Below are 25,491 nucleotides of genomic sequence, written 5' to 3' on the forward strand. Positions count from 1 at the left end.
GATCATGGAGTTGTGGTGGGTGACGAACCGCCCGAATAACGCCAAACCAGGCACCACAACTCCATGATCGACGAAGCCGAGCTACCCGTCTCCGCCGATCTTGCACTTACTGTCCCGACATAGCCGGCGTTCCGCCTATATCGACGACCGAAAGTGCAAGATCGGCGCGGGCAAGGGGCGCGGCGGGCGGCGGGGGGCGGGGGGCGGGGAAATGTGCTCGCGTGGCTGCGGGATTCGGGGTGATGATCTCGCGGTGAGGATGCACGCCGATCAGGTGGACGTGAGCGTGGACGTGGTTTCCGCGCTGGTGGCCGAGCAGTTTCCGCGGTGGCGGGGCCGGCCGATCCGGCCGCTGCCCTCGACCGGCACGGTCAACGCCCTGTTCCGGCTCGGCCCGGACATCGTGCTGCGGTTCCCACTGCTCCCCTCGACCGACCCCGAGCTGCGTGCCGAGTTGCGGCGCGAGCAGGAGCACGCCGTGCTGCTCGGCGGGCACCTGCCGGTCGCGGTGCCCGAACCGCTCGGCCTCGGCGAGCCGGGCGACGGCTACCCCGGGCCGTGGACGGCGTACCGGTTCATTCCGGGGGAGACGGCCCAGCCCGACCGGGTCGGCGACCTCGACGTCTTCGCCCGTGACCTGGCCGACGTGGTGACGGCCCTGCGCGGCATCGACACCGGCGGGCGGGTCTGGTCCGGGAACGGACGCGGCGGGCGGCTGGCCGCCGAGGACGCCGACGTGCGGGCCGCGCTCGCGGTCAGCGGCGCGCTCACCGACATCACAGCGCTCACCGAGGTGTGGGAGCGGTGCCGGGACGCGCGCCGCGACGACCCCGCCGACCGGTGGATCCACGGCGACCTGATGCCTGGCAACCTGCTGGTCCGCGACGGCCGGCTGGCCGCTGTCATCGATCTGGGTGCGGTCGGTGTGGGCGACCCCGCGGTGGACCTGATGCCGGCGTGGAACCTGTTCGACGCGGGTTCCCGGGAGACGTACCGGCGGGCGTTGGCCGTGGACGACGCGACCTGGCAGCGGGGACGCGGCTGGGCCCTGGAGCAGGCGATCAACGCGCTGCCGTACTACGTGGAGACCAACCCCGTGATGGCCGGCATCGCCCGGCACACGCTGCGGGCCGTGCTCGACTGAGTCGGCTCGCGTACCGTCGGCGTCGTGGGTGAACGGGACGGCCGGGAGTGGCGGGATCAGCAGCGGCACGCGGTGCGGGCGCACGCCGACGCGGACGACCGGCGGCGGGCCGCCGAGCAGGCGCAGGCGGCGGAGCTGGTGGCCTGGTTCGTGGCCGAGGCGACCCGGCGAGGGCTGCCCACCACCCGCCTGACCGCGCGGGGATATGACGGACGCGGGCGCTACCGCACCCGGCTGACCGGCTGGTACGTCGACCGGGCGGAGTCCCGGGCGGTGGACGTGGACGGTCGGTTCCATCTGCTGACCGTGCCGGGCGGCCTGCGGGCCCTGCTGTTCGGCGTCGACCCACAGCCCAGCCCGGCGCCGCTGGTCGTCGGGGCGGGTGGTCGCGACGGCGAGTCGATCCCGTTGCGCACGTTGCTCAACCGGCTGCTGGACGACGGGTCCGGCGAGCCCGGTTCCACCACCGGCCCGGCAGCGCCGGGAGCCTGAGCGGCCCGGCCGGACGACAACTTTCCCGGACCCGGCCCTCCGGAGGCGATCACCCCGGGGTTCGGCACTCGTTCTTCCTGTGTACGCGTCGCGCGTGCAGGACCGGCAGCACCGCAGCCGGGCGGGGGCGGTGACCGGTTCGGGCGACGGGGGCCATTCGGGTTGATCCGACACGTAATTGGCCAAACCTCTGCTGCGGCGTTATAAGCCCTGTTATAACCATTGTGGTCTTTTGTCACGTCCGATCGGAGGCGCCGTCCGTGGACCTGATCCACCACCGTCCGCCCGTAGCGCGGCGCAGCGGCGGCCCGGCCGTCACCGACCCGGTCTACCTCTCCCCACCGGACATCGGCGCGCTGGAGGAGTCCTACCTCCTGCGCGCCGTCCGCGCCGGCCGCTTCGACCCCGACGGGCCCGAGTTGGGCGCGTTCGAGCGGGAGGTCGCCGCCCGGGTCGGCGTCGGGTACGCGCTGGGGCTCTCCTCCGGCACCGCCGCACTGCACATGGCGCTGCTCGCCGTGGGAGCCGGACCGGACAGCGTGGTGGTGGTGCCCACGCTCACCTTCGCCGCCACGGCCAACGCGGTCACCTACACCGGCGCCGAACCGGTCTTCGTGGACTGCGACGCGGCCACCGGCAACCTCGACGTCGGCCTGCTCTCCGCCCTGCTCGGCCAACTGACCGACGCCGGGCGACGGGTCGCCGCCGTGCTGGCCGTCGACATCAACGGCCGCTGCGTCGACTACGACCGACTGTTGCCGCTCTGCGCGGCCAGCGGCGTCCCGGTGGTGGAGGACGCCGCGCAGGCGCTCGGCTCCACCTACCGTGGCCGGTGCGCCGGCACCTTCGGCCGGGTCGGGATCTACTCGTTCAGCCACAACAAGATCATGACCACCTCGGCGGGTGGGATGCTGGTCTCCGACGACGCCGCGCTCGTCGCTCGGGCCCGCCACCTCGCCACCCAGGCCCGCGAGCCGGTGCCGCACTACGAGCACCGCGACGTCGGCTACAACTACCGGCTCAGCACGTTGCTGGCCGCCCTCGGCCGGGCGCAGCTCAGCAGACTGGACACGATGATCGCCCGACGGCGGTCGCTACGGGACCGGTACGCGCGACTTTTCGCCGCCGTGTCGGGCACCCGGATCCTCGGCGCCGGCGACCCCGGCTCGAACTGTTGGCTGACCTCCCTCGTGGTCGAGCCGGAGCGGGCCGGCTGGCACGCCGGGGACCTCGCCGCGCACCTGGCCGGCCTCGGGGTGGAGAGCCGGCCGATGTGGAAACCGATGCACCGCCAACCGGTGTACGCCGACCGGCAGGTCGTCCTCAGCGGCGCCGCCGATCAGCTCTTCGCCACCAGCCTGTCCCTGCCCAGCGGCTCCGCCCTCAGCGACGAGCAGGTCGAGCGCGTCATCGGCGGGATCGCCGAATTCCTCGCGGAGCGCCGATGAGCCGGCCCTATGACGCCGCCAAGCGGGTGTTGGACGTGCTCGCGGCCGCCATCGGTCTGCTGCTGGCCACCCCGGTGATCGCCGCTGTGGCGTTCGCCGTCCTGATCACGATGGGTCGGCCGGTGCTGTTCCGACAGGCCCGGCCGGGGCGGCACGGGCAGCTGTTCGAGCTGGTCAAGTTCCGGTCGATGACCGTCGGCGGCGAGGGCGGCGCACCGGCCAACGACGGCGCCCGGCTCACCCGGTTCGGCCGGTGGCTGCGCACGACCAGCCTGGACGAACTTCCCCAACTGTGGAACGTGCTGCGCGGCGAGATGAGCCTGGTCGGGCCGCGCCCGCTGCTGCCGGCGTACCTGACCCGGTACACCCCGGAGCAGTTCCGCCGCCACGACGTCCGCCCCGGCATCACCGGCCTCCAGCAGGTGTACGGGCGCAACTCGCTGAGCTGGGAGGAGCGCTTCGCCCTCGACGTGCGGTACGTGCGGCAGCGCTCGCTGGGGCTCGACCTGCGCATCCTGCTGCGCACGGTACGCACCGTGCTGCTGCGGGAGGGGATCACCGCTTCCGGTGCGGCCACCGCCCACGAGTACCTGGGCCCGTCCGAGCTGGCCGGTGCCGGCGCCGGGCCGGCGGAGGCCCGGCGGTGACCCTGGACATCGTCATCGTCGGCTGCGGCGGGCACGGTCGGGAGGTGCTCGGCATCGTCCGTGCCGTCAACGCCGCCGCCGGCGACGGGCCGCCGTGGCGAGTGCGGGGATTCGTCGACGATCGGCCCAGCGAGGTCAACCTGAAGCGGGTGCAGCGGCTGGAGGTGCCCTACCTGGGCGGCACCGGCCGCCTCGCCGAGCAGCCCGCCGGCACGTACCTGGCGTTGGGCATCGGGGAACCGGCGGCCCGCCGGGCGGTGGACGCGCGGCTGGCCGGGTACCGGCTGCCGGCCGCCGTGCTGGTGCATCCGGATGCCACCCTCGGCCCGGACGCCGTCTACGGCGAGGGCCTGATCGTGTTCCCCGGGGCCCGGGTCACCACGAACGTCACGCTGGGCCGGCACGTGCACCTCAACCAGAACAGCGCTGTGGCGCACGACTGTGAGCTGGGTGACCACGTCTCGGTCAACCCGCTGGGGGCGGTCTCGGGTGACTGCCGGTTGGGCGACGGCGTGCTGATCGGGGCCGGGGCGGTGGTGTTGCAGAAGCTGCGGGTGGGCGCCGGCGCCACCGTCGGCGCGGGGGCCTGCGTGGTCCGGGACGTGCCGGCCGGCACGGTGGTCAAGGGAGTCCCGGCCCGGTGAGCGCCCTCGGCGGCTCCGGTGGCCCCGGCGTGGGTCACCCGTTCGGGGTCCGCCGGCTGCGCATCGCGGTGCTGGTCAAGACGAACGCCGGCGGCCTGTGGCTGCTGCCGCAGGTCGAGGAGTTGCGCCATCGCGGGCACGAGGTGACAGTGGTGCTGCCCCGGGGGGCCGGTCGGCTCACCGACGAGCTGGAGCGGCGGGGCTTCGAGGTGCTCAGCTGCCCGTACGACTTCACGATCGGCTGGCACGTGCCGATCGGGCTGCTGCGGCTGCGCGCACTGCTGCGGCGGCTGCGACCCGACGTGGTGCAGTACCACCTGATCGCCTCGGCGTACGCGGTGCGACTGGCCACCCTGGGGCTGCCGGTGCGCCGGGTGCACATGGTGGCCGGTCCGGCGTACCTGGAGTCCCGGCTGGTCCGCTCGGTGGAGCGGTGGATGTGGCAGCTGGACGACGTGGTGATCTGCGGCTGCCGGTACGCCTCGGCCCGGTACGGTGAGCTGGGTTGCCCGCCGCAGCGACGGCCGGTCGCGGTGTACGGGGTGGACACCGACGCGTTCAGCCCGGAGGCCACCGGCCCGGACCAGCGGGCGAAGCTCCGCGCCGAGCTGGGCATCGACCAGGCCGCGTTCCTGGCGGTGATGGTGTCCTACGTCCACCCGCCCAAGCGCCTCGTGCACTCCGGTCGCGGTGTGAAGGGGCACGACGTGCTGCTGGCCGCGTGGCGGACGTTCCGCCGCCGGCACCCGGACGCGCACCTGCTGCTGGTCGGAGGTGGCTGGACGGCCGCCGGGGAGAGCTACCGGCGGCAGCTCGGCGAACGGTTCGGCGTGGCCGACGATCCCGGGGTGACCTGGGTGGAGTCGGTTCCGGACGTGCGCCCCTGCTACGCCGCCGCCGACGTGAGCGTCTCGCCGTCGCTGTGCGACAGTCCGGGCACGGCGGTCGAGGCCGGCTCGATGGGTGTGCCGAGCATCGTCAGCGCGGCCGGCGGACTACCCGAGGCGGTCACCGAACGCTCCGGGTGGGTGGTGCCCGCGGCGGACCCGACAGCCCTGGTGGACGCGCTCGACGCGGCGTACCGGGGCTGGGTCACCGGAACGCTGACCCTACGCGGCCGACTGGCCCGTCAGCACGTGCTGGCGTCCTTCGACGACCTGCGGGCGGCGGCCGAGGTGGCGGACATCGTGGAGGACGTGGCGGCCCGCCGACGGTGAGCACGACGGCGGGCGGCCGGTGGCCGGTCTTGCCGGACCACCGACCGCCCGCCACGGGTCAGTGCCGGATGCCGGCCCAGTCGTGGTGGCGCCGCACGGTGGAGAGGATGAAGTCGACGACCCGCCGGGAGGTGTCCGGCACCTGGTAGTCGACCGGGCAGGGCACGCCCTGCGCGGCCACCTGCGCCACGGTCACCTCGACGGCCTCGACCACACCCTGCGGGTCGAGGCCGGTCATGATGATCCCGCCGGCGTCGAGCGCCTCGGGGCGTTCGATCGACTCGCGCAGGGTCACCGCCGGGAAGCCGAGGATGGCGGCCTCCTCGCTGATCGTCCCGCTGTCCGACAGCGTGCAGTACGCCATGGTCTGCAGGTGCACGTAGTCGAGCAGGCCGAACGGCTCGTGGAAGGCGATGCCGTCCAGCGCGGTGGCGTCCGGGGCCAGCGCCTCCAGCCGCTTACGGGTGCGCGGGTGCGTGGAAACCAGCACCGGCAGACCCCAGCGGTGCCGGACCGCGACCAGGCAGTCCAGCAGCCGCTGGAGCCGGTCGGGTCGGTCGACGTTCTCCTCCCGGTGCGCGCTGACCAGGAAGTAGCCGCCCCGGTCGAGTTCCAACTGGCGCAGGATGCCGGAGCTGGCGATCGGCTCCCGGTAGTGCTCCAGCACCTCGCGCATCGGCGAGCCGGTGTGCAGGATCCGGCGCGGGTGCAGGCCCTCGGCGAGCAGGTTGCGTCGGGCGTGTTCGGTGTAGACCAGGTTGAAGTCCGCGACGTGGTCGACCAGCCGCCGGTTCGTCTCCTCCGGCACGTTCAGGTCGAAGCAGCGGTTGCCGGCCTCCATGTGGTAGACCGGCACCCGCATCCGCCGGGCCATCAGCGCCGCGATGCAACTGTTGGTGTCGCCGAGGACGAGCAGCGCGTCCGGCCGCACCTCGGCGATCGCCGCCTCCATGCCGACGAGGACCCCGCCGAGCACCCTTCCCAGCGACGAGGTGTCGACGCGGAGGAACCGGTCGGGCTCCCGCAACCGCAGTTCGGTGAAGAACACGTCGGAGAGGGTGGTGTCCCAGTTCTGCCCGGTGTGCACCAGCACGTGCTCGACGGTGTCGTCGAGCCGGCTGAGCACCCGGGACAGTCGGATGATCTCGGGACGGGTGCCGACGACGGTCATCACCCGGGTCATGTGGTCTCCCTCTGCAGGTCACTCACCGGACGCCGGCCGGCACCCGGTGTTCGTCCCCGACCGGCTCTGGCCACGTGTCGGGCCGCTCCGGGTCGAACAGCTCGTTGGTCCAGAAGAGGGTGAGCAGCTCGTCGGGGCCGGTGTTGGTGATGTTGTGCGCCCACATGGTCGGCATGTCGATCACGACCGGTTCGTCGCCGCTGACCGGGAACCGGACGACGTCGGTGTCGCCGACCCGGCGCAGGCTGATGTCGGCCGAGCCGCGCAGCACCACGAACCGTTCCACCTTGGCCAGGTGGAAGTGCTCGCCGCGGGTGACGCCGGGCCGGGTGGTGGAGCAGAACGTCTGCCCCGCTCCCCCGTGCGCCTTCACCGTCTCGACGAGCGCGCCCCGGGCGTCGGCCCGGGTCGGCAGGGCGAGCGGATAGTGCGCCGGGAAGCAGTGCGACCGGTAGGTGTTGAACAGCCGCACGTCGTGCCGGTCGCGCAGTGCCGGAATCTCGCCGGTGCGGTAGACGTCGGCGTACGAGGCGAGCTGGTCGGCGAGGTCACGGACCCCGGTCCGCAGCGCCGGCATGGCCGGATCCCAGGAGCCGCCCGCCGCGACGCCGGCCAGCCGGGCCGCGGCGTCGGTGACGTGCACCAGGTCCATCTCACGGTCGGCGTGCACCTCCGGCTGGCCGCCCTCGGCGAGCACCCGGCAGAAGGTGGCGACCGCCGAGTTGTACCAGGGCCGCCCGTGCTCGCCGTACAGGTTGGGCAGCAACAGGTCGTCCAACGGAACGCCGGTGTCGGCGAGGATGCCGGCGGCGGTGGCCTTGGCGTCGCCGTACGGGGTGCCGTTGCCGGCCTGCACCGAGTTGGCGAAGACCACCCCGATCGGCGGATCCGGGCAGGCCCGCAGACCGTTGGCGAGCTGGGCGGCGAGGTGGACGTTGCCGGCGGCCACGTCCGCGGGTTCACCGCGGTTGACCCCGGCCAGGTGCAGCACCCGGTCCACTCCGGCGATCTTGCGGGCGACCACCGCCGGGTCGGCCAGGTCGGCGCGGGTAAGCACGGTCGGCTCGGGCCAGCCGAGCGCCCGCAGCAGGACCCGCACGTGCCAGCCGAGGAAACCGCCGGCACCGGTGACGGCGAGGCTCAGCACGCCAGCACCGGGTCGCGCAGCGCCAGCTCCGCCCGGATCTCGGGCAGCGTCTTGAGCAGCTCCACCACCTCGGGTACGCCGAGCCGGGTGGCGTTGGCCGAGTTGAAGTCCTCGTGGGGCACCTCGCCCAGCTCACCCTCCGAGACGTAGAGCGCGTAGTTCAGGTCCCGGGCGTCCAGAGGCACCCGGAAGAAGTCACCGAAGTCGTCGGCCTGGGCCAGCTCCTCCCGGCTCGCGAGGGTCTCGTGCCACTTCTCGCTGTGCCGTACGCCGATGACCTCCAGCTTGAACGGCACGTCGAAGAGCTGGCAGATCGCCTCGGCGAGGTCGCTGATGGTGCAGGCGGCTGCCTTGCGGATGAACACGTCGCCGGGGCGGGCGTGGTGGAAGGCGTGCTCGACCAGGTCGACCGAGTCGGCCAGCGACATGAGGAACCGGGTCATGCTCGGCTCGGTGACGGTCGGCGCGCGGCCGGCCTTGATCTGCTCGATGAAGAGCGGGATCACCGAGCCGCGCGAGTACATGACGTTGCCGTACCGGACGCAGGAGACGGTGGTGGCGCTGTTCGGGTTGTTCCGGGCGTACGCCTGGGCGACCTTCTCCATCAGCGCCTTGCTCATGCCCATCGCGTTCACCGGGTAGACGGCCTTGTCGGTGCTGAGCACGACCACCGAGCTGACCCCGTTGTGGGCGGCGGCCTCGACCACGTTGCCGCTGCCGAGGATGTTGGTGCGCACCGCTTCGAGGGGGAAGAACTCGCAGGACGGCACCTGCTTGAGTGCCGCCGCGTGGAAGACGAAGTCGACGCCCCTGGTGGCCCGCAGCACGGTGTCGACGTCGCGGACGTCGCCCACGTGGTAGCGCACCCGTTCGTCGCCGAAGGAACGCCGCATGGCTTCCTGCTTGGCCTCATCCCGGCTGAGGATCCGCACCTCGGCGACGTCCCGGTCGAGCAGACGTCGGGCCATGGTCTGTCCAAAGGATCCGGTCCCGCCGGTGATCAGTACCCGGCGGCCCGCGGTCATCACGCTCATTGGTTCTCCCGTTCGTCACCCGACGGGCGGTTGTCACCCGCCAGCCCGGACGCAGCGCTGCACGCTGCCGCGCGGGCGCCGATCTCCGGTGCCCAGGCGAAAGCCCCACCGGATGCGGCACCCGGGTCAACGAGAGGTGGGAAGCCCGGATACGTGTTCAACCCAAACACCCCAAACAAGCACCAGCTGGCGCAAAATTGCGTCGAAAAGGTCCGTGTTTGTCGGGTGAATTCGGCACTTCGTCGGCCTTCACCTGATAGAAACGGTTCCGTGCCGCTCCCTCTCTCGACCGGTCGCGCGCGCCCCCAGCCCCGCCCGTGCGGACCCAGCGGCAGCCTCCCCGCCGTCCTGGTGCTCTGCGTGGTCGCCTTCATGGCCGCCCGCCCACCCTGGTGGTCCTTCAACTACGCCGCACTGCTGGCCCTGCTGGCGATCGGCCTCAGCGGCCGACTGCCCCGGCTGCGCGCCGTCGACACGCTCGCATTGCTCCTCGCGTTCTGGGCCGCCGCCAGCCTGCTCTGGAGCAGCCGCACCGACCTCACCCTGCCCGCCGCCTACCGCTACCTCTCGGTCTGCCTGCTCCTGGTGGCCTGCCGGCACGTCGTCCGTACTCGACGGGACCTGCTGCTGGTCGGCTGGGCCTACCTCGCCGGCTGTGCCGTCATCGCCGTCGAGGTGGTCACCGGCGCGCGCTCGCAGGGGGACGTGCTGCTCTTCGCCCACCGCTACGGCGTCGACGGCAGGGAGGTGAACCTCACCGCGTACACCCTGGCCGTGGGGGTGGTGGTGGCCCTGGTGCTCGCCTCGGCGGGCGCGCACCGGCGGTCGCTGTGGTTGGCGCCGCTGGGGCTGATCGCGCTGCTCGGGTACGCGGTGCTGCTCACCGGCTCGCGTGGCGCGGCCATCGGCGTGCTGCTCGGACTACTCACCGCACTGGCGGCGCACCTGCTGCCCCGACTCACGGGGGTCGCCGTCGCCGGGATCGCCGGGATCGCGGTGCTGGCGGTGCCGTTCGGGATGACCCCGCAGAACGAGATGCTCTGGCTCGACGGGCTGTACGGCAGACCCACCGGCGACATCTCCGGGCGGCTCTCCATCTGGCCGTACGCCCTGTCGACCTGGTGGGAGTCACCGCTGACCGGCTCCGGCGCCGGCGTGTTCATCTCCACCAACCCGTACGAGATCGGGCCGCACAACCTGCTGCTGACCGTCGGCAACGACCTGGGTCTGGTCGGGGTGCTGCTCTACTTCGGGACGATGGCCGCGGCGCTGGTCACCGCCGCCCGCACCGGTCGGACGGCGTTACTGCTGGCCTGCGCGTTCACCGCCGCCATGCTGCCGATCTGGTTGACCGGTCAGTGGGAGACCGCGCTGGGCTTCTGGCTGGCCCTGGGCCTGCTCACCGTGCTCCCCGGGATCTGGGGTCCGGAGCGGGCGCGCGGCGTCGCGCCGCGACATGCCCGCTCCCTCCTGCGCTGGACGACGCCGGCGCCGATGGCCGGCGCCGGCAGGTTCAGCCGCCGCTGACCGTCGGGCGAGGCCGGTCAGCCGGCGTCCACGCCCCGCAGCGTCGTCCCCGAGCCGGACCGGGGCGCCGGTGGCCGGGCCACCCGGCGGTGGGCGGCCTCCCGCAGCACCTCGGCGAAGCGGGCGGCCACCCGGTCGGTGCGGTGGTGCCGCACCGCGTACGTCAGACCCTGCCGGCCCAACCGGTCCCGCAGCTCGGCGTCGGCGCAGAGCGCGCCGATCGCCTCGGTCAGGGCCGCCTCGTCGTCGACGCCGACGACCCGGCCGGCGTCGGCCGCCGACAGGTGGGCCATCGAGGCCAGTTCGGCGGGACCGAACCCGAGCACCGGCCGGCCCGCCGCCAGGTACTGCGGGATCTTCGTGGACAGCGAGTAGCGGGTGTACCGGCGAAACTCCTCGGCGAACGCCTCGACGTGCACCAGCACGTCAGCTTGCCGGAGCACCCCGGGAACCTCGCCCGCGCTCAACGACCGGCCCAGCCGAACCGCGGGCAGCCCGGCGAAGACACCGTCGTACTGGGCCAGGTTGGTCGCCGGGGCGTGCACTGTCAGCCGGGCCGGTGTGCCGCGCTGCGCCAGCCGCTGCACCACCTCGCCGATCCGGCGCAGCGAACGCCACCGGTCCAGGTGCAGCCCACCCACGTAGACGAGATCGACAGTGCCGTCCGCCGACAGTGGCGACGCCGGCTGGTCGGGGTCGGCGAAGTCGGACGGGGACACGCAGTTGCCGAACGCGGCGAACGGCAGCCCGTACCGCTGCTCGAACTCGCGGGCCATTGCCTCGCTGATCCCCATCCCGTACGACGAGTGCCGCATTACCTCCCGCATGCCGGCGAGGACCGCGAGCCGGGGGACACCGAGCACCTGCCCGTTGGCGTACAGGGTGCTGGGCCAGTCGTCCATGAAGTGCGGCACCAGCGGCGCGTCGCACTCCTGCGCGGCGGTCACCGCCAGGCGCATCATCCGGATGCTGCCCAGCGTCGCGTAGACCACGTCCGGACGTTGCTCCCGCAGCCAGCCCCGAACATCGACGGGCACGCGGACCGGGCTGAGATCGACGAAGGCCCGCAGTTGCGCACGCAGCCGGGCGCGCACCGGGCCGGGCAGCGGGTCGACGGCCTCGGCCGCCGGAACGCCGGCCGGGTCGGGTCGGCGGGTGCGTTGCCGGAGCCGGAACAGGTGGTACTCCACCGGGGCGTTGCGCGGCGCGAAGCGGGCGAACGTGCCACGCACCTCCGCACCGGGGCTGGCGTCCTCGGTGTACAGCTGGGCGAGCCGGTCCGGTGGCCAGCCGGCGAACAGGTTCGACAGGGTGATGCCGGTGCCGGTGGTGCGGTCGAAGACGGCGGCGCTCACCACCAGGACCCGGGGATACTCCTCAACGGACGGCATGGGCGACGACTCCCTCCTGTTCGGTGGCCGGGCGGCGGTGCCGGCGCAACGTCCGGTGATATCCGTAGAGCGCGGCCGGCACGACGGTCAGCGCGTAGCCGAGCGCGCCGACCCAGGGCACGGCGGCGACACCGAGCCGGCCGGCCGCGTACCACTTGCCGAGCGCCGACAGCAGCAGGAACGCCCCCCAGCCGACGAGCTGCGGGACGATGACACCGTCGGCGTTCTGCACCATGAACCGTGGCGACAACGCGGCCTGGAGCAGCCACCAGACACCCAGCCCGGCGAGCAGCCAGCGGTCGTCACCCATCGGCACCGGCAGCCAGGCGGCGAAGATCCGGTCGCCGAACGCCACAAGCACCGCGATGGGCAGGCCGGCGGCGAGCACCGACAGCACTGTCATCCGTCGGGTCGTTCGCCGTACCCAGTCCAGGTGGCCCTGGGCCAGGGCCTCACCGTTGGCCGGCCAGAGCGGCACGTTGACCAGGACGACGAGTTGGCCGAGCTGGGACAGCAACTTCGCCGGCACCACGTACCCGGCCACCGCGGACAGGCCGAGCGCGTGCGCGATGATCAGCGTGTCGGCGTTGGTGGCGCACGAGATGACCACGGTCAGCACGAAGAACAACCCACTGAGCCGGGTCAGTTCCAGGGCCGCGCCGGCCTGGACGGCTCTCGGCGTGGGTCGGATCCGCGGCTCCTGCCGACCGAAGAACCAGAGCGTGTTGAGCAGGTTGATCAGCAGCGGCGTGGCGACGGACACGGCGATCACGAGGATCGGCGACAGGTCGGCCCAGACCACCCCGAGAACGGCGGCGAGCGCGCCGAGGCTGCCGGCGGTCTGCCAGACGTTGCTCGGGCCGACCTGCTGGTAGGCGTACTGGACACGGGCGATCAGGGACAGCGGCACGTTCAGCGCGAACCCGGTGAGACAGATCAGCGAGATCATCCGGGTCTGCTCCGGGGTGACCTGCCCGGTCACGTTGAACAGCGACGACCACGGCACGACCCCGGCGGTGAACCAGAGCAGGCCGGTCAGCGCGAACGCCAGCACCGTCAGGGTCAGGTACGCGCTGGAGATGTAACGGCGGGCCAGTGTGGTGTCGCCGTGGGCGTAGCAGGAAGCCAGCTTCGTCATCAGACCGCTGCCGAGCCCCAGGTCGGCGAAGGCCGCCATGCCGGCCAGCGACGCGACAGCCATCCACAGCCCGTACAGGTCGTTGCCGAAGAAGGGCAGCGTCACCGGGACCAGCACGATCGGCACGATCAACCCGGCGGCCCGGCTGACCAGCGCGGTGGTGATGCCGGTGACCAGCCGTCGGCTGCGCGCCGAGCGGCCACGCCACCCGCCCGGCATACCGGCCCGCCGGGTCCGATCGACGACCCCGGACGACATGACGCGGCCTACTGGCCGGTGAGCACGCGACCGGACATCCAGGACACGGTCTGCTCCAGGCCGGTGCGCAGCGGCACCTGTCGCACCGAGGGGAACAGCTCCCGCAACCGGCCGCAGTCGGCCTGCGAGTCCCGTACGTCGCCGGGACGCGGTGGCTCGTGCACCACGGGCAACGGCCGGCCCATGATGTCCTCCAGTTCGGCGATCATGTCGAGGAGGGAGACCCGTACGCCGAAGGCCAGGTTCACCACGTCGGTGGTGGACACCCGGCGGACGATGGCGTCGACGAGCACCGTGGTGACGCTGCCGACGAACGTGAAGTCGCGGGTCTGTCGGCCGTCACCGTGCACCCGCAGCGGCTCGCCGGCGAGGGCTGCGGTGACGAACCGGGGCAGCACGGCGGCGTACGCGTGGTGCGCCGCCTGCCGTGGGCCGAAGACGTTGAAGAAGCGGAACGGCAGCACGCCCATGTCGTAGCAGGAGGCGTAGGCGACCGCGTACGCCTCGGCGGCCAGCTTGGACACCGCGTACGGGGAGACCGGGATGGGGCGGAGCCCCTCCTGCCGGGGCAGCACCGGGTTGGCGCCGTACACCGACGAGGACGAGGAGAGGATGACCTGCTGCACGCCGTGCCGGCGGGCGGCCTCCAGCACCATCAGCGTGCCGGTGGCGTTGGCGTGGTGGCTGGGCAGCGGCCGGTCGATGGAGCGCGGCACCGAGCCGAGGGCGGCCAGGTGCACCACGCTGGCCGCTCCGGCGAACGCCTCGTCGAGCAGGTCGGGGTCGAGCACGGTCCCCTGGTGCAGCCGAACGGGTTGGCCGTGCAGGTTGTCCAGCAGGCCGGTGGAGAGGTCGTCGACGACCACGATCTCGGTCACCTGTGGGGTTTCGTCCAGCGCCCGCACCAGGTTGGCGCCGATGAACCCGGCTCCCCCGGTCACCACTACCTTCACGAGGTCTCCCCTTCGGCCCGTCGGTGGCGGCCCGGCGTCGGCTACCCAGTGGGACAACGAGCGCTTCCGGTGCAGGTCACGCACCGGAACGCGTGTCCCGTTTCACTTCCGCCCGTTCTCAGCCCTAGTGGGCGAGTTGGGGGCAGTGGCCCGTTTGATGTGGTGAGCTGACCCTGCGGACAGCAAGCCGGTGCGAGGCCCGGCCGACCCGGACGGGAGTGCCGGAGATGCGAATCGGACTGATCAGCCAGTGGTACCCGCCGGAGAGCACCTTCGTGCCGGGTCAGCTGGCCACCGAACTGGCCCGGCGCGGGCACGAGGTGCGCGTGTTGACCACCTTCCCGAGCCTGCCGCTCGGGCGGATCTACCCGGGCTGGCGACAGCGGTGGAACCACCTGAACACCGACGGCGGGGTGACGGTGCGCCGGGTGCCGGCGTATCCGAGCCACGACCGTTCCGGCCTGCGCCGGGCGGTCAGCTACCTGTCGTTCGCGGCCACCAGCACCCTCGCCGCCCCGCGACACCTGCGCGGCGTCGACGCGCTCTACGTCTACCACCCACCGCCCACCTCGTACGCTGCCGCCGGGCTGCTGCGCCTGCTGCGTGGCGTACCGGCGGTGCTGCACGTCCAGGACCTGTGGCCGGAGTCGGTGACCGCCTCGGGGATGGCCCCGCCGGGGCTGGCCGGCAGAGCGCTGGACCGCGTCCTCACCGCGTCGATGCGTCGCATCTACCACTCCTGCGCGGGCATCGCGGTGATCGCGCCCGCGATGGCGGAGCAGGTGGTCGAGCGCGGCGTCGACCCGGGGGCGGTGCGCACCGTCTTCAACTGGACCGACGAGGCGCTGTTCCGGCCGGTGCCGTGCACCGACGCCGCCCGGGCGGCGATCGGCCATCGGGGACGGACCACCGTGATGTTCGCCGGCAACCTGGGGTTGTTGCAGGGCGTGGACGTGGCGATCCGGGCGGCGGCGGCCGCGCCGGACGCGGTGGATCTGGTCTTCGTCGGCACCGGGCTGGGCGCGGAGCAGGCCCGCAAGCTCGCCGACGAGTTGGGCGCGGTCAACGTCCGGTTCCTCGGCCGGCGTCCGGCGGCGGAGATGGCCGAGCTGTACGCCGCCGCCGACTACCAGTTGGTGATGCTGCGGGACCTTCCGTGGCTGCGCGGGACGGTGCCGTCGAAGTTGCAGGCCGCGCTCGCCTGCGGCGTGCCGGTGTTGATGTCGGCTGATGGCGACGCCGCCCGGCTGGTCAGCGCCGGCGGGGCGGGCCTGGTCTGCCCGCCGGACGACTGGCGGGCGTTGGCCGACCAGTTCGTGGCCGCGGCCCGGGTGTCCACCGAGCAACGGCTCGCGATGGGTTGTCGGGGTCGCCAGCTCTACCTGGACCGGATGTCGCTGCGGGTCGGCGTCGACCAGATCGAGGATCTGTTGAGCAAGGCCGCGGCGCGTGGTCGAGGCTGACGCCCCTTCGTTGAAATGCCCGATATAAACCAGTTGTTGGGCAAAGTAGAGGTACCTCCCTCAATCTCCACCTAGGCTCGTTGCGGCACGGTACGGCACCCGCCGGCCGGATCACCGCTCGGCAGGAGGAGAGCCTGTGGCTCAGGGGTACGGCGCAGCACGGTCCATCATGGAGCCACCGCCCGGACGCTCGGCAGGCATCACGCCGACCCCGTCGCCGATCGGTCAGCCCCGGCCGGCCCGCCCCGCCACGACGCCCGTCAGCAGCCGGTGGAACCTGGCGTGGTTGAGCGTGCTGCCCATCTGCCTCGCCGCCGTCCTGGGTCCGGTCAACCCGAACCTGGTCTACCAGGGTGGGCTCTGGCTCGCCGCCGCCGCGCTGCTGACCAGCGGCCGGATCCCCCGCATCGGCCCGGCGGACTACCTGGCGATCCTGATCTGCTGCTGGGCCACCACCACGCTGATGTGGACCCGGGACATCGACGGCAGTCAGATCGCGGTACGCGCCTGGTGGACCATGGCCCTGCTGCTGATCGCCGCGCGTCACGTGCTGTCCAGTCGGCGCCGCGTACTACTGGTCGCCGGCGCCTTCCTCGGCGGCGCGGGCTGGACCGCCATCCAACTGATCCGGGCCAGCCGCCTGGACGAGACCGCGCTACGCGTCTCACTGGAGGGCGTGGGCGTCAACTACACCGCGTACTGCCTGGCCACCGCCGCCCTGGTCACCGTCCTGCTGGTGCTGGCCCGGGCCGGGAACCGCCTGGTCCGCGCCGGGCTCTGGCTGCTGCTGCCACTGTTCGGCTACGCGACGATGCTCACCGGCACGCGCGCCAGCCAGGTCGCGCTGGCCGCCGTCGTGGCGTACCTGATCGTGGACCGGCTCGCCGGGCGGACCTGGGCCTTCGCCGTCGGCGCCTCGGCCGTCCTGCTGGCCCTCGTGCCGTTCGGGCACCTTACGCGCTACCAGCCACAGTGGTTGGCGACCGTGTTCGACCGTCCCCTGGACGACCTCTCCGGGCGGCTGGCCGTCTGGCCGGTCGCCGAGGCGTCGTTCTGGGACTCGCCGCTTGTCGGAATCGGTGTGGGCGCCTTTCCGAGCACCAATCCGTACTACGGGGTGGGTGCCCATTCGTTGCTGCTCACCCTCGGCAACGACCTCGGCCTGATCGGGATCGCGTTGTTCGCGGCGCTTGTCGGCTTCCTCATCCGGGACGCGGCACCCGGACTGGGCCGCCGGCACGGGACGCTCGTCGGCGTGCTGATCGTCGGATGGACGCCGATCTGGCTCAGCGGGCACTGGGAGATCTCACCTGTGGCGTGGCTGATGCTGGCCCTGTGGTCCCGGCTGCCGGTGGCACTGCTGGAGCCGGCCGCCGAGAAGCCACCGGCCACGCCGAACAGCGGCCCGAACCGACCACTTGTGGGCCTGGTGCGCTGAGCGGACTCGGCGGCGGCCGGGGTCAGGTGCTGCGGGGCTGCGGGTCAGCCGACCCGGTCCGGGGCGAACGCCCCCGCGTCGGCCGGGGCGGGCCGCGGGCCGGTGAGCCCGGTCAGGTCGGCGAGGAAGTCGTGCATCCGCCGCCCCTGGGCCGCCGGGCTGCGGGTCTCCCGCACGAACCGGGCGCCACCGGCACCCAGCTCACGGGCCGCGTGGGGCGGCAGGCGCAGCACCCCGGCGATGGCGGCGCGCAGCCCCTCGGCGGTGTCCGGCTCGGCGAAGGACAGCCAGGGGTCGTACACCGCCGGGATGCCCGGCAGGCGGGTGCTCACCACCGGCACACCGGCCGCCAGGTACTCGATGATCTTCGACGGGAACGACCAACGGACGAAGTCCTGATCCACCGGGCGGGGATTCACCAGCACGCTCGCCCGGGACAGCCGGGGCAGCAACTCGGCCCGGGGCAGCAACTGCGGGGGCGCGATGCGCCGGTCCGTGGCGGCCCGCTCCCGCAACCAGCCCTCCAGCTCGCCCCGCCCGTACACGCACAGCCGCAGGTCGTCCCCGGGCAACTCGCCGAACGCCTCGACGAGCCGGTCGACGCCGTAGGCGCGGCTCAGACCGCCGGCGTAGACGATGTCCCGGGTCACCCCGATGGCACCCGGCCGGGCATCGTCGACGGTGGCCGGCCCGGCGGCACAGATACCCTCTAGCACCAGCCGCGGCCGGCCGGGGGCGAAGTCGTCGGCCAGCGCGGGCGTCAACGCGATCACCCCGGAGCAGCGGGCGAGCGCGGCCCGGACCAGCGCCACGTCGAGCCCTCGCAGCAGCCGGACCACCCGGCCGTCGGTGGGCAGCGCGACACCCGGCGGGTCGGTGAGCACCGGCACCACCCGTACGCCACGCCGCCGTGCACGCAGCACACCGAACCACAGGAAGGGCGAGTGCACGCCGTGCACCAGCAGCACATCCGTCCGCTGCCCGCGCAGCTCCCGGCTCCCGGTGCGCCACGCCGCCACGAACCGGGTGAGGTGCTTGAGGCCGAGCAGGTTGACGAACGCCAGCAGGTGGCCGTCCACGTCGTCCTGCCGGAATCGGCCGGGACGGAAGCGGATCTGACGGTTGCTCGGCCAGGTGGACACCGGGGCGGCGGAGAGCAGGTGCACCGGACAGTCGGCGGCGCGCAGGCTGCGGACCAGACTCCAGGCGAAGGTGTGCGTCTGGGTGGGCATGATGGTGTCCCGGGCGATGATCTCGGCCAGCAGGTCGTCCGGCACGGTGAAGCCCAACAGGGTGACCCGAGGGCTGCGGTGGTCGGCCATCCTCACTCCCCGATGATGCGTTGGTAGACGCTGTCGAGCGAACCGAGCATGGCGTCCAGGCTGTAGCCCTCGGCCACCACCTTGCGACCCAGCTCTCCCAGGTGGCGCCGCTCGGCCGAGTCGTCCAGCAGCGGCGACAGCGCCCCGGCCAGCGCTTCGGGATCACCCGCCGGCACCAGCCGCCCTCCGCCGGAGCGCAGCACCTCCACGTTGCCGCCGACCGCCGACGCGATGACCGGCAGTCCGTGCGCCATGGCCTCCAGCAGCGCGTTGGAGAGGTTCTCGTGCAGGGTCGGGAAGACGAAGAGGTCCGCCGCGGCGAGCAGGTCCGGCACGTCGAGTCGGTTGCCGAGCAGACGTACCTCGACCTCTCCGCTGTCGGCCAGGGCCGCGGCGACCCCCGCCCGGTCGGGGCCGTCACCGGCGACCAGCAGAACCCGGCGGACGCCGGACTGTCCCGGCCGGCGCACGGTGGACGGCGGCAGCCGGCGCATCGCGTCGGCGAGGACGCCGTAGCCCTTCTCCCAGGTCAGCCGGGACACCGCGATCATGGCGACGTCGTCGGGGCGCAGGCCCAACTCGGCGCGGACCCGGTCCCGCGACGCGCGGGGGTGGGCCGGCAGCGGCACCCCGTTGGGGATCACCCCGATGAACTTCCCGCCCAGCTCGCGCAGGAAGTCCCGGCGGGCCGCGTACTCGCAGACGGTGCCGACGTGGCTGGCCATCCGCAGTGTCGCGGGTTCGGCGCCGTGCACGAGCAGCCGGCGGCGCCAGGGCCGGCCGGGCTGCCGCAGGTCGCGTACGGTGCCGTGCACGGTGACCAGGATCCGGCGGCAGCCGGCGAGGCGGGCGGCGAGCACCCCGTGCAGACCCTCGTTCTGCAGACCCCGCACGTGCACGAGATCGGGGCGGACCCGCCGCAGCAGGCGCACCCATTCGCGCAGCAGCGGCACGTTCAGGCTGCCGTTGCCCGCGCTCTGGTGCATCCGGACGAACTCGTACCGGTCGGCCAGCGGCGAGGCGAGCACGCGCTGCACGGCGGTCAGCGGGCCGTTGGCTCCCGGAACACCGGCCGAGTGCTGCACCACCACCGGCCGCGTCACGACGCGACTCCGACCGACGCCGGGCGGCGTCGGGTGTCGCGCACGGCGAGACGCTGCATGACCCCCCATTCCGACGGTGGCGCGATGACGAGCCGGTCCGGATGTGCGGACCGCACCACGGGTGGTAACTGCGGCACGAGCGGCGAGGTGACGCCGACCCGCCGCGCCCGAACCCTCACGGCCCCCCGACCGTCGCGGTCGCGACGCCCCTCTCCGCCCATTTCGACCCGCCGGCCAGCACCCGGCGGTAGCCGACCACGGCGGCCGGCAGCACCGTGAGCCCGTAGGTCGCGGCCGAGGCGAGCGCCACCCCGGGCAGGCCCACCCGGTCGGCCAGGACGATCTTCAGGGGTACGGCCAGCAGCAGGCAGCCCGCCCAGCCGACGAACTGGGGTCGGAGCAGGCCGACGCTGTTCTGCACCATGAACAGCGGGGCCGCCACGGCCAGCAGCACCGACCAGGCGGCGAGCCCCGCGAAGAGCATGGGAGACACCGGCGGGAGGTCGGCCGCGCGTACCCAGAGACGCAGCACGTCGTTGCCGACCAGCACGAGAGCGAGGCCGGGCAGGGCGACGACGCCGGCCGACAGGCCCACCATCCGGAGAGTGACCCGCCGCACCCAGGCCAGGTCCCCCCGGGCCAGCGCCTCGCCGTTGGCCGGCCAGAACGGCAGGTTCACCAGCGTGACGAACAGGGTCAGCAGGGCGAACATCCGCAGCACGACCGCGTAGGTCGCGGCGGCGGGCAGCCCCAGCACCCGGCTGATCAGGAAGCCGTCGAGGTTGAGCACCACCGAGCAGAGCACCGAGAGCAGGAAGAACCGGGCGCCCAGCCGGAGCAGACTCCGGGCCACCGCCGCGCGCACGTGCCGGGCACGGGGCCGTAACTCCCGGTCCTGCCACGCGAAGTAGCACACCGAGTTGGCCAGGTTGACCACCGGCACCGCGAGCACCGCGGCGGCGACGACAAGGACGTGACCAGCCCCGGTGGTGACCGCGGCGTAGACCAGGGCGACCGAGACGAGGCTGCCGCCGGCCTGCCACAGGTTGCTCTGGGCCACCTGCTGGTGGGCGTACTGGACCCGCTGGATCAGGGCGAGGGGGATGTTGACCAGGAAGGCGCCGAAGCAGAGCAGCACCACCGGCCGGGCGTCGCGGGCCACCGTCGGGTCCACGGCGTTCAGCAGCGCCGGCCAGGGCACCCACCGCAGGGTCGCGACCAGCACCACCATCAGCAGTACGGACAGCGCGCCCAGCAGCGCGTACGCGCTGGAGATCTCCCTGGCCGCGGCGGGCCGTTCGCCGGTGCCGCGCAACCTCGCCAGCCGGGTCAGCAGCCCGTTGCCGAGCCCGAAGTCGGCGAAGAGCGCCATGCCGGTGAGCGACGTGACCGCCATCCAGAGCCCGTACCGCTCCGCGCCGAGGCTACGAAAGGCCAACGGGGTGATCAGCAGTGGCGCGGCCAGCCCGACCATCTTGCCGGCCAGCGCGGACACGATGCCGCCGGCGAGCGCACGGCTGCGGGACCTTCCCGTGCTCGGCGGCTCCGGCGGGGCGGCACCGCCGAGGGGCGGCGGCCGGTTCGCCACGACCAGACCGGGCCCGACCGGCGCCTCGCTGGTGGTCGGTCGTCGCATGCCGTGTCGCCTCCAGGCCCCGTCGACAGGTCAACGGGTTCAACGAGGACGGTCGAGCATGGTTGCTATCAGTAGTCGTAGGATTACTGAAAGTACTGTGATTGCCACCCCGACACGAGCGCGCGAGCGGCGCCGCGCCGGCCACGGCCATTTAGACTTAACGGCCATAACGGGGCTGACTACCTGATTCTTCGGAGGGGCAGAGCGTGGGCGTGCCGACCACCATCGCGGGCCTGATCCCGGCCCCGCGGTCCACCGCGACGCCACAGGTGCTGGCGGTGGCCGCGTACCGGTTCCCGCACGGGGACGCGATGTCCAACCGGCTGCTGCAACTGGCCCGCTCGGCCACCCCGCCCGGTGGCGTGACCCTGGTGGTCAACGACTGGCCGGACGACGGGTCGCGACCGCCCGCCACGTGCGACCTACCCCCGGGCGTCAGACTGATCACGCTGCCCCGCCGACGCATCGGCGGCGGACTGCCGGGCCGCTGGCTGCACCGGTGCACCCGCCCCCTGCGGGTCCTGGCCGCCCTGCGCCGCGCCGGCATCCGCCCGGGTGACCTGGCCGGCGTCCACCTGCCGCTCAGCCTGTGGGGCCTGCTCACCTGGATGGTGCTGCGCACGGCGGTGCGCTGCCCGGTGACAGTGGACGTGCTGGAGCGGCACGACCGGGCCCAGTTCCCACGGGGTTGGCTGACGCCGTACTTCGTCCGGCACCGCTGGGCGTTCTTCCTGGCCGGGCGACTCGCCGACCGGGTCATCGCCATCTCCGAGACGCTGGAGCGGCACTTCGTCGGCCAGGGCCGGGCGACGCTGATGGTGCCGCCCCAGGTGGACTGCGCCGACTACGACAGCCCCGCGCCGCCCTCGCTCGACGACGGGCTCCGGCTGCTGTACGCGGGCTCGGCCGGCGCCAAGGACCAACTTGCCGTGGTGCTGGGAGGCATCCGCGGCCTCGCGCCCGAGCATCGGTCCCGGGTGCGCCTGGTGATCGCCGGGCTCACCCGCGAGCAGGCCGGCAGCCTCTCCGACCTGGACGATGCCGACCCCGACGACCTCGACGGGCAGGTGGTCTTCCTCGGCCGGCTGCCCCGTGACCGGGTGCTCGCCGAGCTGCGGCGGGCACACTTCTCGGTGCTGGTCCGCCCGCCGGTCGGGTACGCGCAGGCGGGCTTTCCGTCCAAGGTGCCGGAGAGTCTGGCCGCCGGCTGCCCCGTGCTGCTCAACCACACAAGTGATCTGCGCAGGTACATCCTGGACGGCCAGGAGGGCATCGTTCTCGACGGCGCCGGGGCGGACGACGTCCGGCGCGGGCTGGAACGGGCGCTGTCGCTCGACGATCCGGCCTGGCGGGCGATGAGCCGGGCCGCCCGCGAGCGGGCACACTGCTTCGACTATCGCGCCTGGAGGCCGCTGGTCAGCGACTTCGTCACCGGCGTCGGGCGCGGTTCGGGCACCGGCAGCTCGGCCAGACCGGCCAGTTCGGCGGAGGTCAGCCGCCGCTCCGACGGGTAGAGCTGCCGCTCGTGGTCCTGGATGGTCTCCAAGGACCACCGCAGTCGGATCACCCGGGCCGGATTGCCGGCGGCCACCGCATACGGTGGCACCGACCGGGTGACGACGGCTCCGGCGCCGATCACCGCGCCCCGGCCGATGGTCACGCCGTGCAGGATCACCGCACGGGTGCCCACCCAGACGTCGTCACCGATGGTCACGCCCCGGTCGTGGCTGTCGTCGCCGGGCTTCTTGCCGACCGCGATCATCGGTACGCCGACCTGGTCGATGCGGTGGTTGCCGCCTCGGATGGTCACCTCGGGGCCGAACATGACGTTGTCGCCGATTCGGATCCGCGCCCGGGCCGCCATCAGAATCGGCCGGTACCCGAGGTCCACGTTGTGTCCGACCTCGATCGTCTCGCAGGTGTAGACGCCGTCGGGGTCGAAGGTGAAGTTGTCGCCCCGGGCGGCGAACCGGCCGGCGAGGGCGAGACCCCGGATGGCCCGACGGGCCCGGGCACCGGCGCCCTCAAGACGGTGCAGCGCCATGAACAACGCGCCGAGCAGGGCGCCGGGTCGGCCGGCCGTCACCCGCATCAGAATCCCGCCCGGCCGGCGGCGAGCTGCTCGGGCACCCCGTAGATCCGGCGGATCACGGCGGCCTTCTCGGCGGCCGGCAGGTGCCCGCAGCCCAGGGACCGGGCGCGCATCCGGTCGAGATAGTCGTCGACGCTGCGGATCACCCGGGCCGGGACGCCGGCGGCGACGCTGTTGGCCGGGATGTCGCGGGTCACCACCGAACCGGCGCCGATGACGCATCGGTCGCCGATCGTGACCCCGGGCAGGATGGTCGTCCGCACGCCGAGGTAGACGTCGTCCCCGACGGTGATCGGCGCGGTCCACTCCAGATCGGGCACCTCCTTGCGGAGGATCAGCGTGCCGCCGTCGTGGGTGATGAACTGGACCCCGGCGGTGACGTAGACGTTGTCGCCGAGGGAGACGAGCCACGGCTCGGAGCCGAACATCGCCCGGTCGACGCCGTAGAACCGGACCCGGCCCCGCAGGTCGACGCCGAGGGACCTGGCGAATCCCTCCGGGTCCCGGGCGGCAGCCCGCCGGTCCCGCAGGGCGTTCGCCACGCCGCGCACCATGCTCAGCAACGCTGTCTCCGTTCCCTCCGTCGGTGGGTGATCACGCGGTCCGAAGTGTAAATTCACCAACTTGCGCACATTGCCACAATCACGAAATTATGGACAAAGACCCCAGTAGTACGAATATTGCTTACGTTTTCCGCCAGCCACGCGCTCACCCTGAGCGCTCCACCCGGCGTGAACGGGTCACGATCTGGCCGTATCCGGCCGGCGATTCCGAGGTTGACCGGTACGACGCGGCGTTCCGACTGGAACTAAACGACGTTTGCGCAGTCCGTCACTGATACAACGGTTACATGCTTTTTGTCCACAAATCCCCGAACGTCCATACGCATCGGCGCCGGAAGATCTCGTGACCGACACCGTGCACCTCTCACCGCCCGACATCGGGCCGCTCGAGGAGTCGTACCTGATCGCCGCCCTGCGCTCGGGCTGGGCCGCGCCGGCCGGGCCGGACCTGGAGGCATTCGAGCAGGCGATCGCCCGACGGGTCGGCACCGACGGCGCCGTCGCCGTCAACTCGGGAACGGCAGCCCTGCACCTGGCCCTGCTGGGTGTCGGCGTCGGGCCGGACGACGTGGTCATCGTGCCCACGCTCACCTTCGTCGCGACGGCCAACGCGGTCCGGTACATCGGCGCCCGCCCGGTCTTCGTCGACTGCGACCCGCGGACCGGCAACGTGGACGTCGACCTCGTCGACGAACTGATCCGGCGGCTGCGCTCGCGCGGTGAGCGCGTCGGCGCGATCGTCCCGGTGGACATGTTCGGCAGCTGCGCCGACTATCGCGCGCTGACCCCGGTCTGCGTCGAGGCCGGGGTGCCCCTCGTGGAGGACGCCGCGGAGGCACTCGGCGCCAGCCACGACGGCCGGCCCGCCGGCTCCTTCGGGCGCGTCGGTGTGCTGTCCTTCAACGGCAACAAGATCATGACGACCTCCGGCGGTGGAATGCTGGTGTCCGACGACACCACACTCCTCGCACGGGCCCGCCACCTCGCCACCCAGGCCCGCGAACCGGCACGGCACTACGAGCACCACGAGACGGGTTACAACTACCGACTCAGCAACCTGCTCGCGGCGCTCGGCCGCGCCCAGCTGCTTCGGCTGGACGGGATGATCGCCCGACGTCGCCACCTGCGCGACAGCTACGCCAAACTCTTCGCCCCGGTGCCGGGCGTGCGACTGCTCAACGCCGAGGACACCGAGTCCAACTGTTGGCTCACCGTCATCACCGTCGAGCCGGACCGCTGCGGTTGGCGGGCGGACGACCTGGCGGTCCACCTGGCCGAGCGGGACATCGAGACCCGCCCGGTGTGGAAGCCGATGCATCTACAGCCCGTACACCGCGGAGCGGAGGGCCTGCTCACCGGCGCTGCGGAGCGACTCTTCACCGACGGCGTCGCCCTGCCCAGTGGGAGCGCCCTGACCGAGCCGCAGACGGCCCGGGTGTTTACGGCAATCGATGAATTCCTCGGCCTCCGGGTGCGGGGATAGTCGCCCCCTGGACGCCGGAGGCACGGCCGAACTGGCACGGATGTGGGCCGATCAGGTGGCGATGAGGGACGTACCGGCTCGCTGGGCTCCGCCGACACAGGCAGGAAATCGCGTCGATAGCCGAAAAACGACCATCGTCTCCCAGTTTGCCTGTAACAAGGACAAAAG

The 25,491-nt window shown here is 72.6% G+C and carries 21 protein-coding genes and 1 pseudogene; 11 read left to right on the top strand and 11 right to left on the bottom strand.

Going from position 1 to position 25,491, the window contains the following annotated elements; all coding sequences use genetic code 11:
* The first annotated feature begins 259 nt into the window (after positions 1–259).
* From IW248_RS14730 to IW248_RS14755, 6 genes are all read left to right on the top strand, one after another.
* The gene (locus IW248_RS14730; RefSeq protein WP_196930200.1) at positions 260–1,144 is read left to right on the top strand and encodes an aminoglycoside phosphotransferase family protein; all 885 of its coding nucleotides are present in this window, start codon (positions 260–262) and stop codon (positions 1,142–1,144) included.
* Positions 1,145–1,168: 24 nt separating this feature from the next.
* Positions 1,169–1,636, top strand: coding sequence for a hypothetical protein (locus IW248_RS14735; protein ID WP_196927455.1), 468 nt, complete (start codon positions 1,169–1,171; stop codon positions 1,634–1,636).
* A 260-nt stretch (positions 1,637–1,896) separates the two neighbouring features.
* Positions 1,897–3,084, top strand: coding sequence for a DegT/DnrJ/EryC1/StrS family aminotransferase (locus IW248_RS14740; protein WP_196927456.1), 1,188 nt, complete (start codon positions 1,897–1,899; stop codon positions 3,082–3,084).
* Positions 3,081–3,731 carry a sugar transferase gene (locus tag IW248_RS14745; protein ID WP_196927457.1) on the top strand — a complete coding sequence of 217 codons (651 nt, stop codon included), beginning with the start codon at positions 3,081–3,083 and terminating at the stop codon, positions 3,729–3,731. Before IW248_RS14740 ends, IW248_RS14745 begins: the two co-directional genes overlap by 4 nt.
* Positions 3,728–4,375 (top strand): NeuD/PglB/VioB family sugar acetyltransferase, encoded by a 648-nt coding sequence (locus IW248_RS14750; protein WP_196927458.1) that lies wholly within the window; start codon positions 3,728–3,730, stop codon positions 4,373–4,375. Before IW248_RS14745 ends, IW248_RS14750 begins: the two co-directional genes overlap by 4 nt.
* Positions 4,372–5,592, top strand: a complete 1,221-nt coding sequence (locus IW248_RS14755; protein ID WP_196927459.1) for a glycosyltransferase — start codon at positions 4,372–4,374, stop codon at positions 5,590–5,592. Before IW248_RS14750 ends, IW248_RS14755 begins: the two co-directional genes overlap by 4 nt.
* A 58-nt stretch (positions 5,593–5,650) precedes the next feature.
* Here the strand turns inward: IW248_RS14755 and wecB are convergent, their stop codons facing one another.
* The 3 genes from wecB to IW248_RS14770 are packed head-to-tail and all read right to left on the bottom strand — an operon-like array spanning position 5,651 to position 8,956.
* Positions 5,651–6,775 (bottom strand): non-hydrolyzing UDP-N-acetylglucosamine 2-epimerase, encoded by a 1,125-nt coding sequence (gene wecB / locus IW248_RS14760; RefSeq protein WP_196927460.1) that lies wholly within the window; start codon positions 6,773–6,775, stop codon positions 5,651–5,653.
* Between the two features lie 22 nt (positions 6,776–6,797).
* Positions 6,798–7,922 carry a polysaccharide biosynthesis C-terminal domain-containing protein gene (locus tag IW248_RS14765; protein ID WP_196927461.1) on the bottom strand — a complete coding sequence of 375 codons (1,125 nt, stop codon included), beginning with the start codon at positions 7,920–7,922 and terminating at the stop codon, positions 6,798–6,800.
* On the bottom strand, positions 7,916–8,956 hold the full coding sequence (locus IW248_RS14770) for a polysaccharide biosynthesis protein (RefSeq protein ID WP_269155078.1): 1,041 nt from the start codon (positions 8,954–8,956) through the stop codon (positions 7,916–7,918). Before IW248_RS14770 ends, IW248_RS14765 begins: the two co-directional genes overlap by 7 nt.
* Before the next feature lie 270 nt (positions 8,957–9,226).
* Between IW248_RS14770 and IW248_RS14775 the strand changes: the two genes are divergently transcribed.
* Positions 9,227–10,483: an O-antigen ligase family protein gene (locus tag IW248_RS14775; protein ID WP_196927462.1), complete on the top strand. Its 1,257-nt coding sequence runs from the start codon at positions 9,227–9,229 to the stop codon at positions 10,481–10,483.
* Positions 10,484–10,500: 17 nt separating this feature from the next.
* On the opposite strand, the gene IW248_RS14780 is transcribed toward IW248_RS14775, so the two are convergent.
* The 3 genes from IW248_RS14780 to IW248_RS14790 are packed head-to-tail and all read right to left on the bottom strand — an operon-like array spanning position 10,501 to position 14,223.
* The gene (locus IW248_RS14780; RefSeq protein WP_196927463.1) at positions 10,501–11,874 is read right to left on the bottom strand and encodes a glycosyltransferase family protein; all 1,374 of its coding nucleotides are present in this window, start codon (positions 11,872–11,874) and stop codon (positions 10,501–10,503) included.
* Positions 11,861–13,270 carry a lipopolysaccharide biosynthesis protein gene (locus IW248_RS14785; protein WP_196927464.1) on the bottom strand — a complete coding sequence of 470 codons (1,410 nt, stop codon included), beginning with the start codon at positions 13,268–13,270 and terminating at the stop codon, positions 11,861–11,863. Before IW248_RS14785 ends, IW248_RS14780 begins: the two co-directional genes overlap by 14 nt.
* Before the next feature lie 8 nt (positions 13,271–13,278).
* A complete protein-coding gene (locus IW248_RS14790) occupies positions 13,279–14,223 on the bottom strand; it encodes an NAD-dependent epimerase/dehydratase family protein (RefSeq protein ID WP_196927465.1) in 945 nt (314 codons plus the stop codon).
* A gap of 227 nt (positions 14,224–14,450) precedes the next feature.
* Here IW248_RS14790 and IW248_RS14795 point away from each other — a divergent pair, with 227 nt between their 5' ends.
* Positions 14,451–15,686: a glycosyltransferase family 4 protein gene (locus tag IW248_RS14795; RefSeq protein WP_196927466.1), complete on the top strand. Its 1,236-nt coding sequence runs from the start codon at positions 14,451–14,453 to the stop codon at positions 15,684–15,686.
* A 136-nt stretch (positions 15,687–15,822) separates the two neighbouring features.
* Complete coding sequence (locus IW248_RS33085; protein ID WP_196927467.1) at positions 15,823–17,124, top strand: O-antigen ligase family protein; 1,302 nt, start codon at positions 15,823–15,825, stop codon at positions 17,122–17,124.
* A 44-nt stretch (positions 17,125–17,168) separates the two neighbouring features.
* On the opposite strand, the gene IW248_RS14805 is transcribed toward IW248_RS33085, so the two are convergent.
* The 3 genes from IW248_RS14805 to IW248_RS14815 all read right to left on the bottom strand — a co-directional run bounded on the left by IW248_RS14805 (position 17,169) and on the right by IW248_RS14815 (position 21,185).
* Positions 17,169–18,446 carry a glycosyltransferase family 4 protein gene (locus IW248_RS14805; RefSeq protein ID WP_196927468.1) on the bottom strand — a complete coding sequence of 426 codons (1,278 nt, stop codon included), beginning with the start codon at positions 18,444–18,446 and terminating at the stop codon, positions 17,169–17,171.
* Between the two features lie 2 nt (positions 18,447–18,448).
* Positions 18,449–19,549, bottom strand: a complete 1,101-nt coding sequence (locus tag IW248_RS14810) for a glycosyltransferase family 4 protein (protein WP_196927469.1) — start codon at positions 19,547–19,549, stop codon at positions 18,449–18,451.
* 175 nt (positions 19,550–19,724) lie between these two features.
* On the bottom strand, positions 19,725–21,185 hold the full coding sequence (locus IW248_RS14815; protein ID WP_196927470.1) for a lipopolysaccharide biosynthesis protein: 1,461 nt from the start codon (positions 21,183–21,185) through the stop codon (positions 19,725–19,727).
* 815 nt (positions 21,186–22,000) lie between these two features.
* On the opposite strand from IW248_RS14815, the pseudogene IW248_RS33090 reads away from it, so the two are divergent.
* Positions 22,001–22,558 (top strand): annotated as a pseudogene (locus tag IW248_RS33090) (glycosyltransferase); the annotation flags it as partial.
* Positions 22,559–22,578: 20 nt separating this feature from the next.
* Here the strand turns inward: IW248_RS33090 and IW248_RS33530 are convergent.
* Entirely contained in the window at positions 22,579–23,277 is a 699-nt protein-coding gene (locus IW248_RS33530) for an acyltransferase (RefSeq protein WP_196927471.1), read from the bottom strand.
* Positions 23,277–23,831: a DapH/DapD/GlmU-related protein gene (locus tag IW248_RS14825; protein ID WP_231397247.1), complete on the bottom strand. Its 555-nt coding sequence runs from the start codon at positions 23,829–23,831 to the stop codon at positions 23,277–23,279. The genes IW248_RS33530 and IW248_RS14825 overlap by 1 nt, the downstream gene beginning before the upstream one ends.
* A gap of 352 nt (positions 23,832–24,183) precedes the next feature.
* Here IW248_RS14825 and IW248_RS14830 point away from each other — a divergent pair, with 352 nt between their 5' ends.
* A complete protein-coding gene (locus tag IW248_RS14830; RefSeq protein ID WP_307787959.1) occupies positions 24,184–25,323 on the top strand; it encodes a DegT/DnrJ/EryC1/StrS family aminotransferase in 1,140 nt (379 codons plus the stop codon).
* The last annotated feature ends 168 nt before the right edge of the window (positions 25,324–25,491 follow it).

The organism is Micromonospora ureilytica (assembly GCF_015751765.1).
Taxonomy (GTDB): domain Bacteria; phylum Actinomycetota; class Actinomycetes; order Mycobacteriales; family Micromonosporaceae; genus Micromonospora; species Micromonospora ureilytica.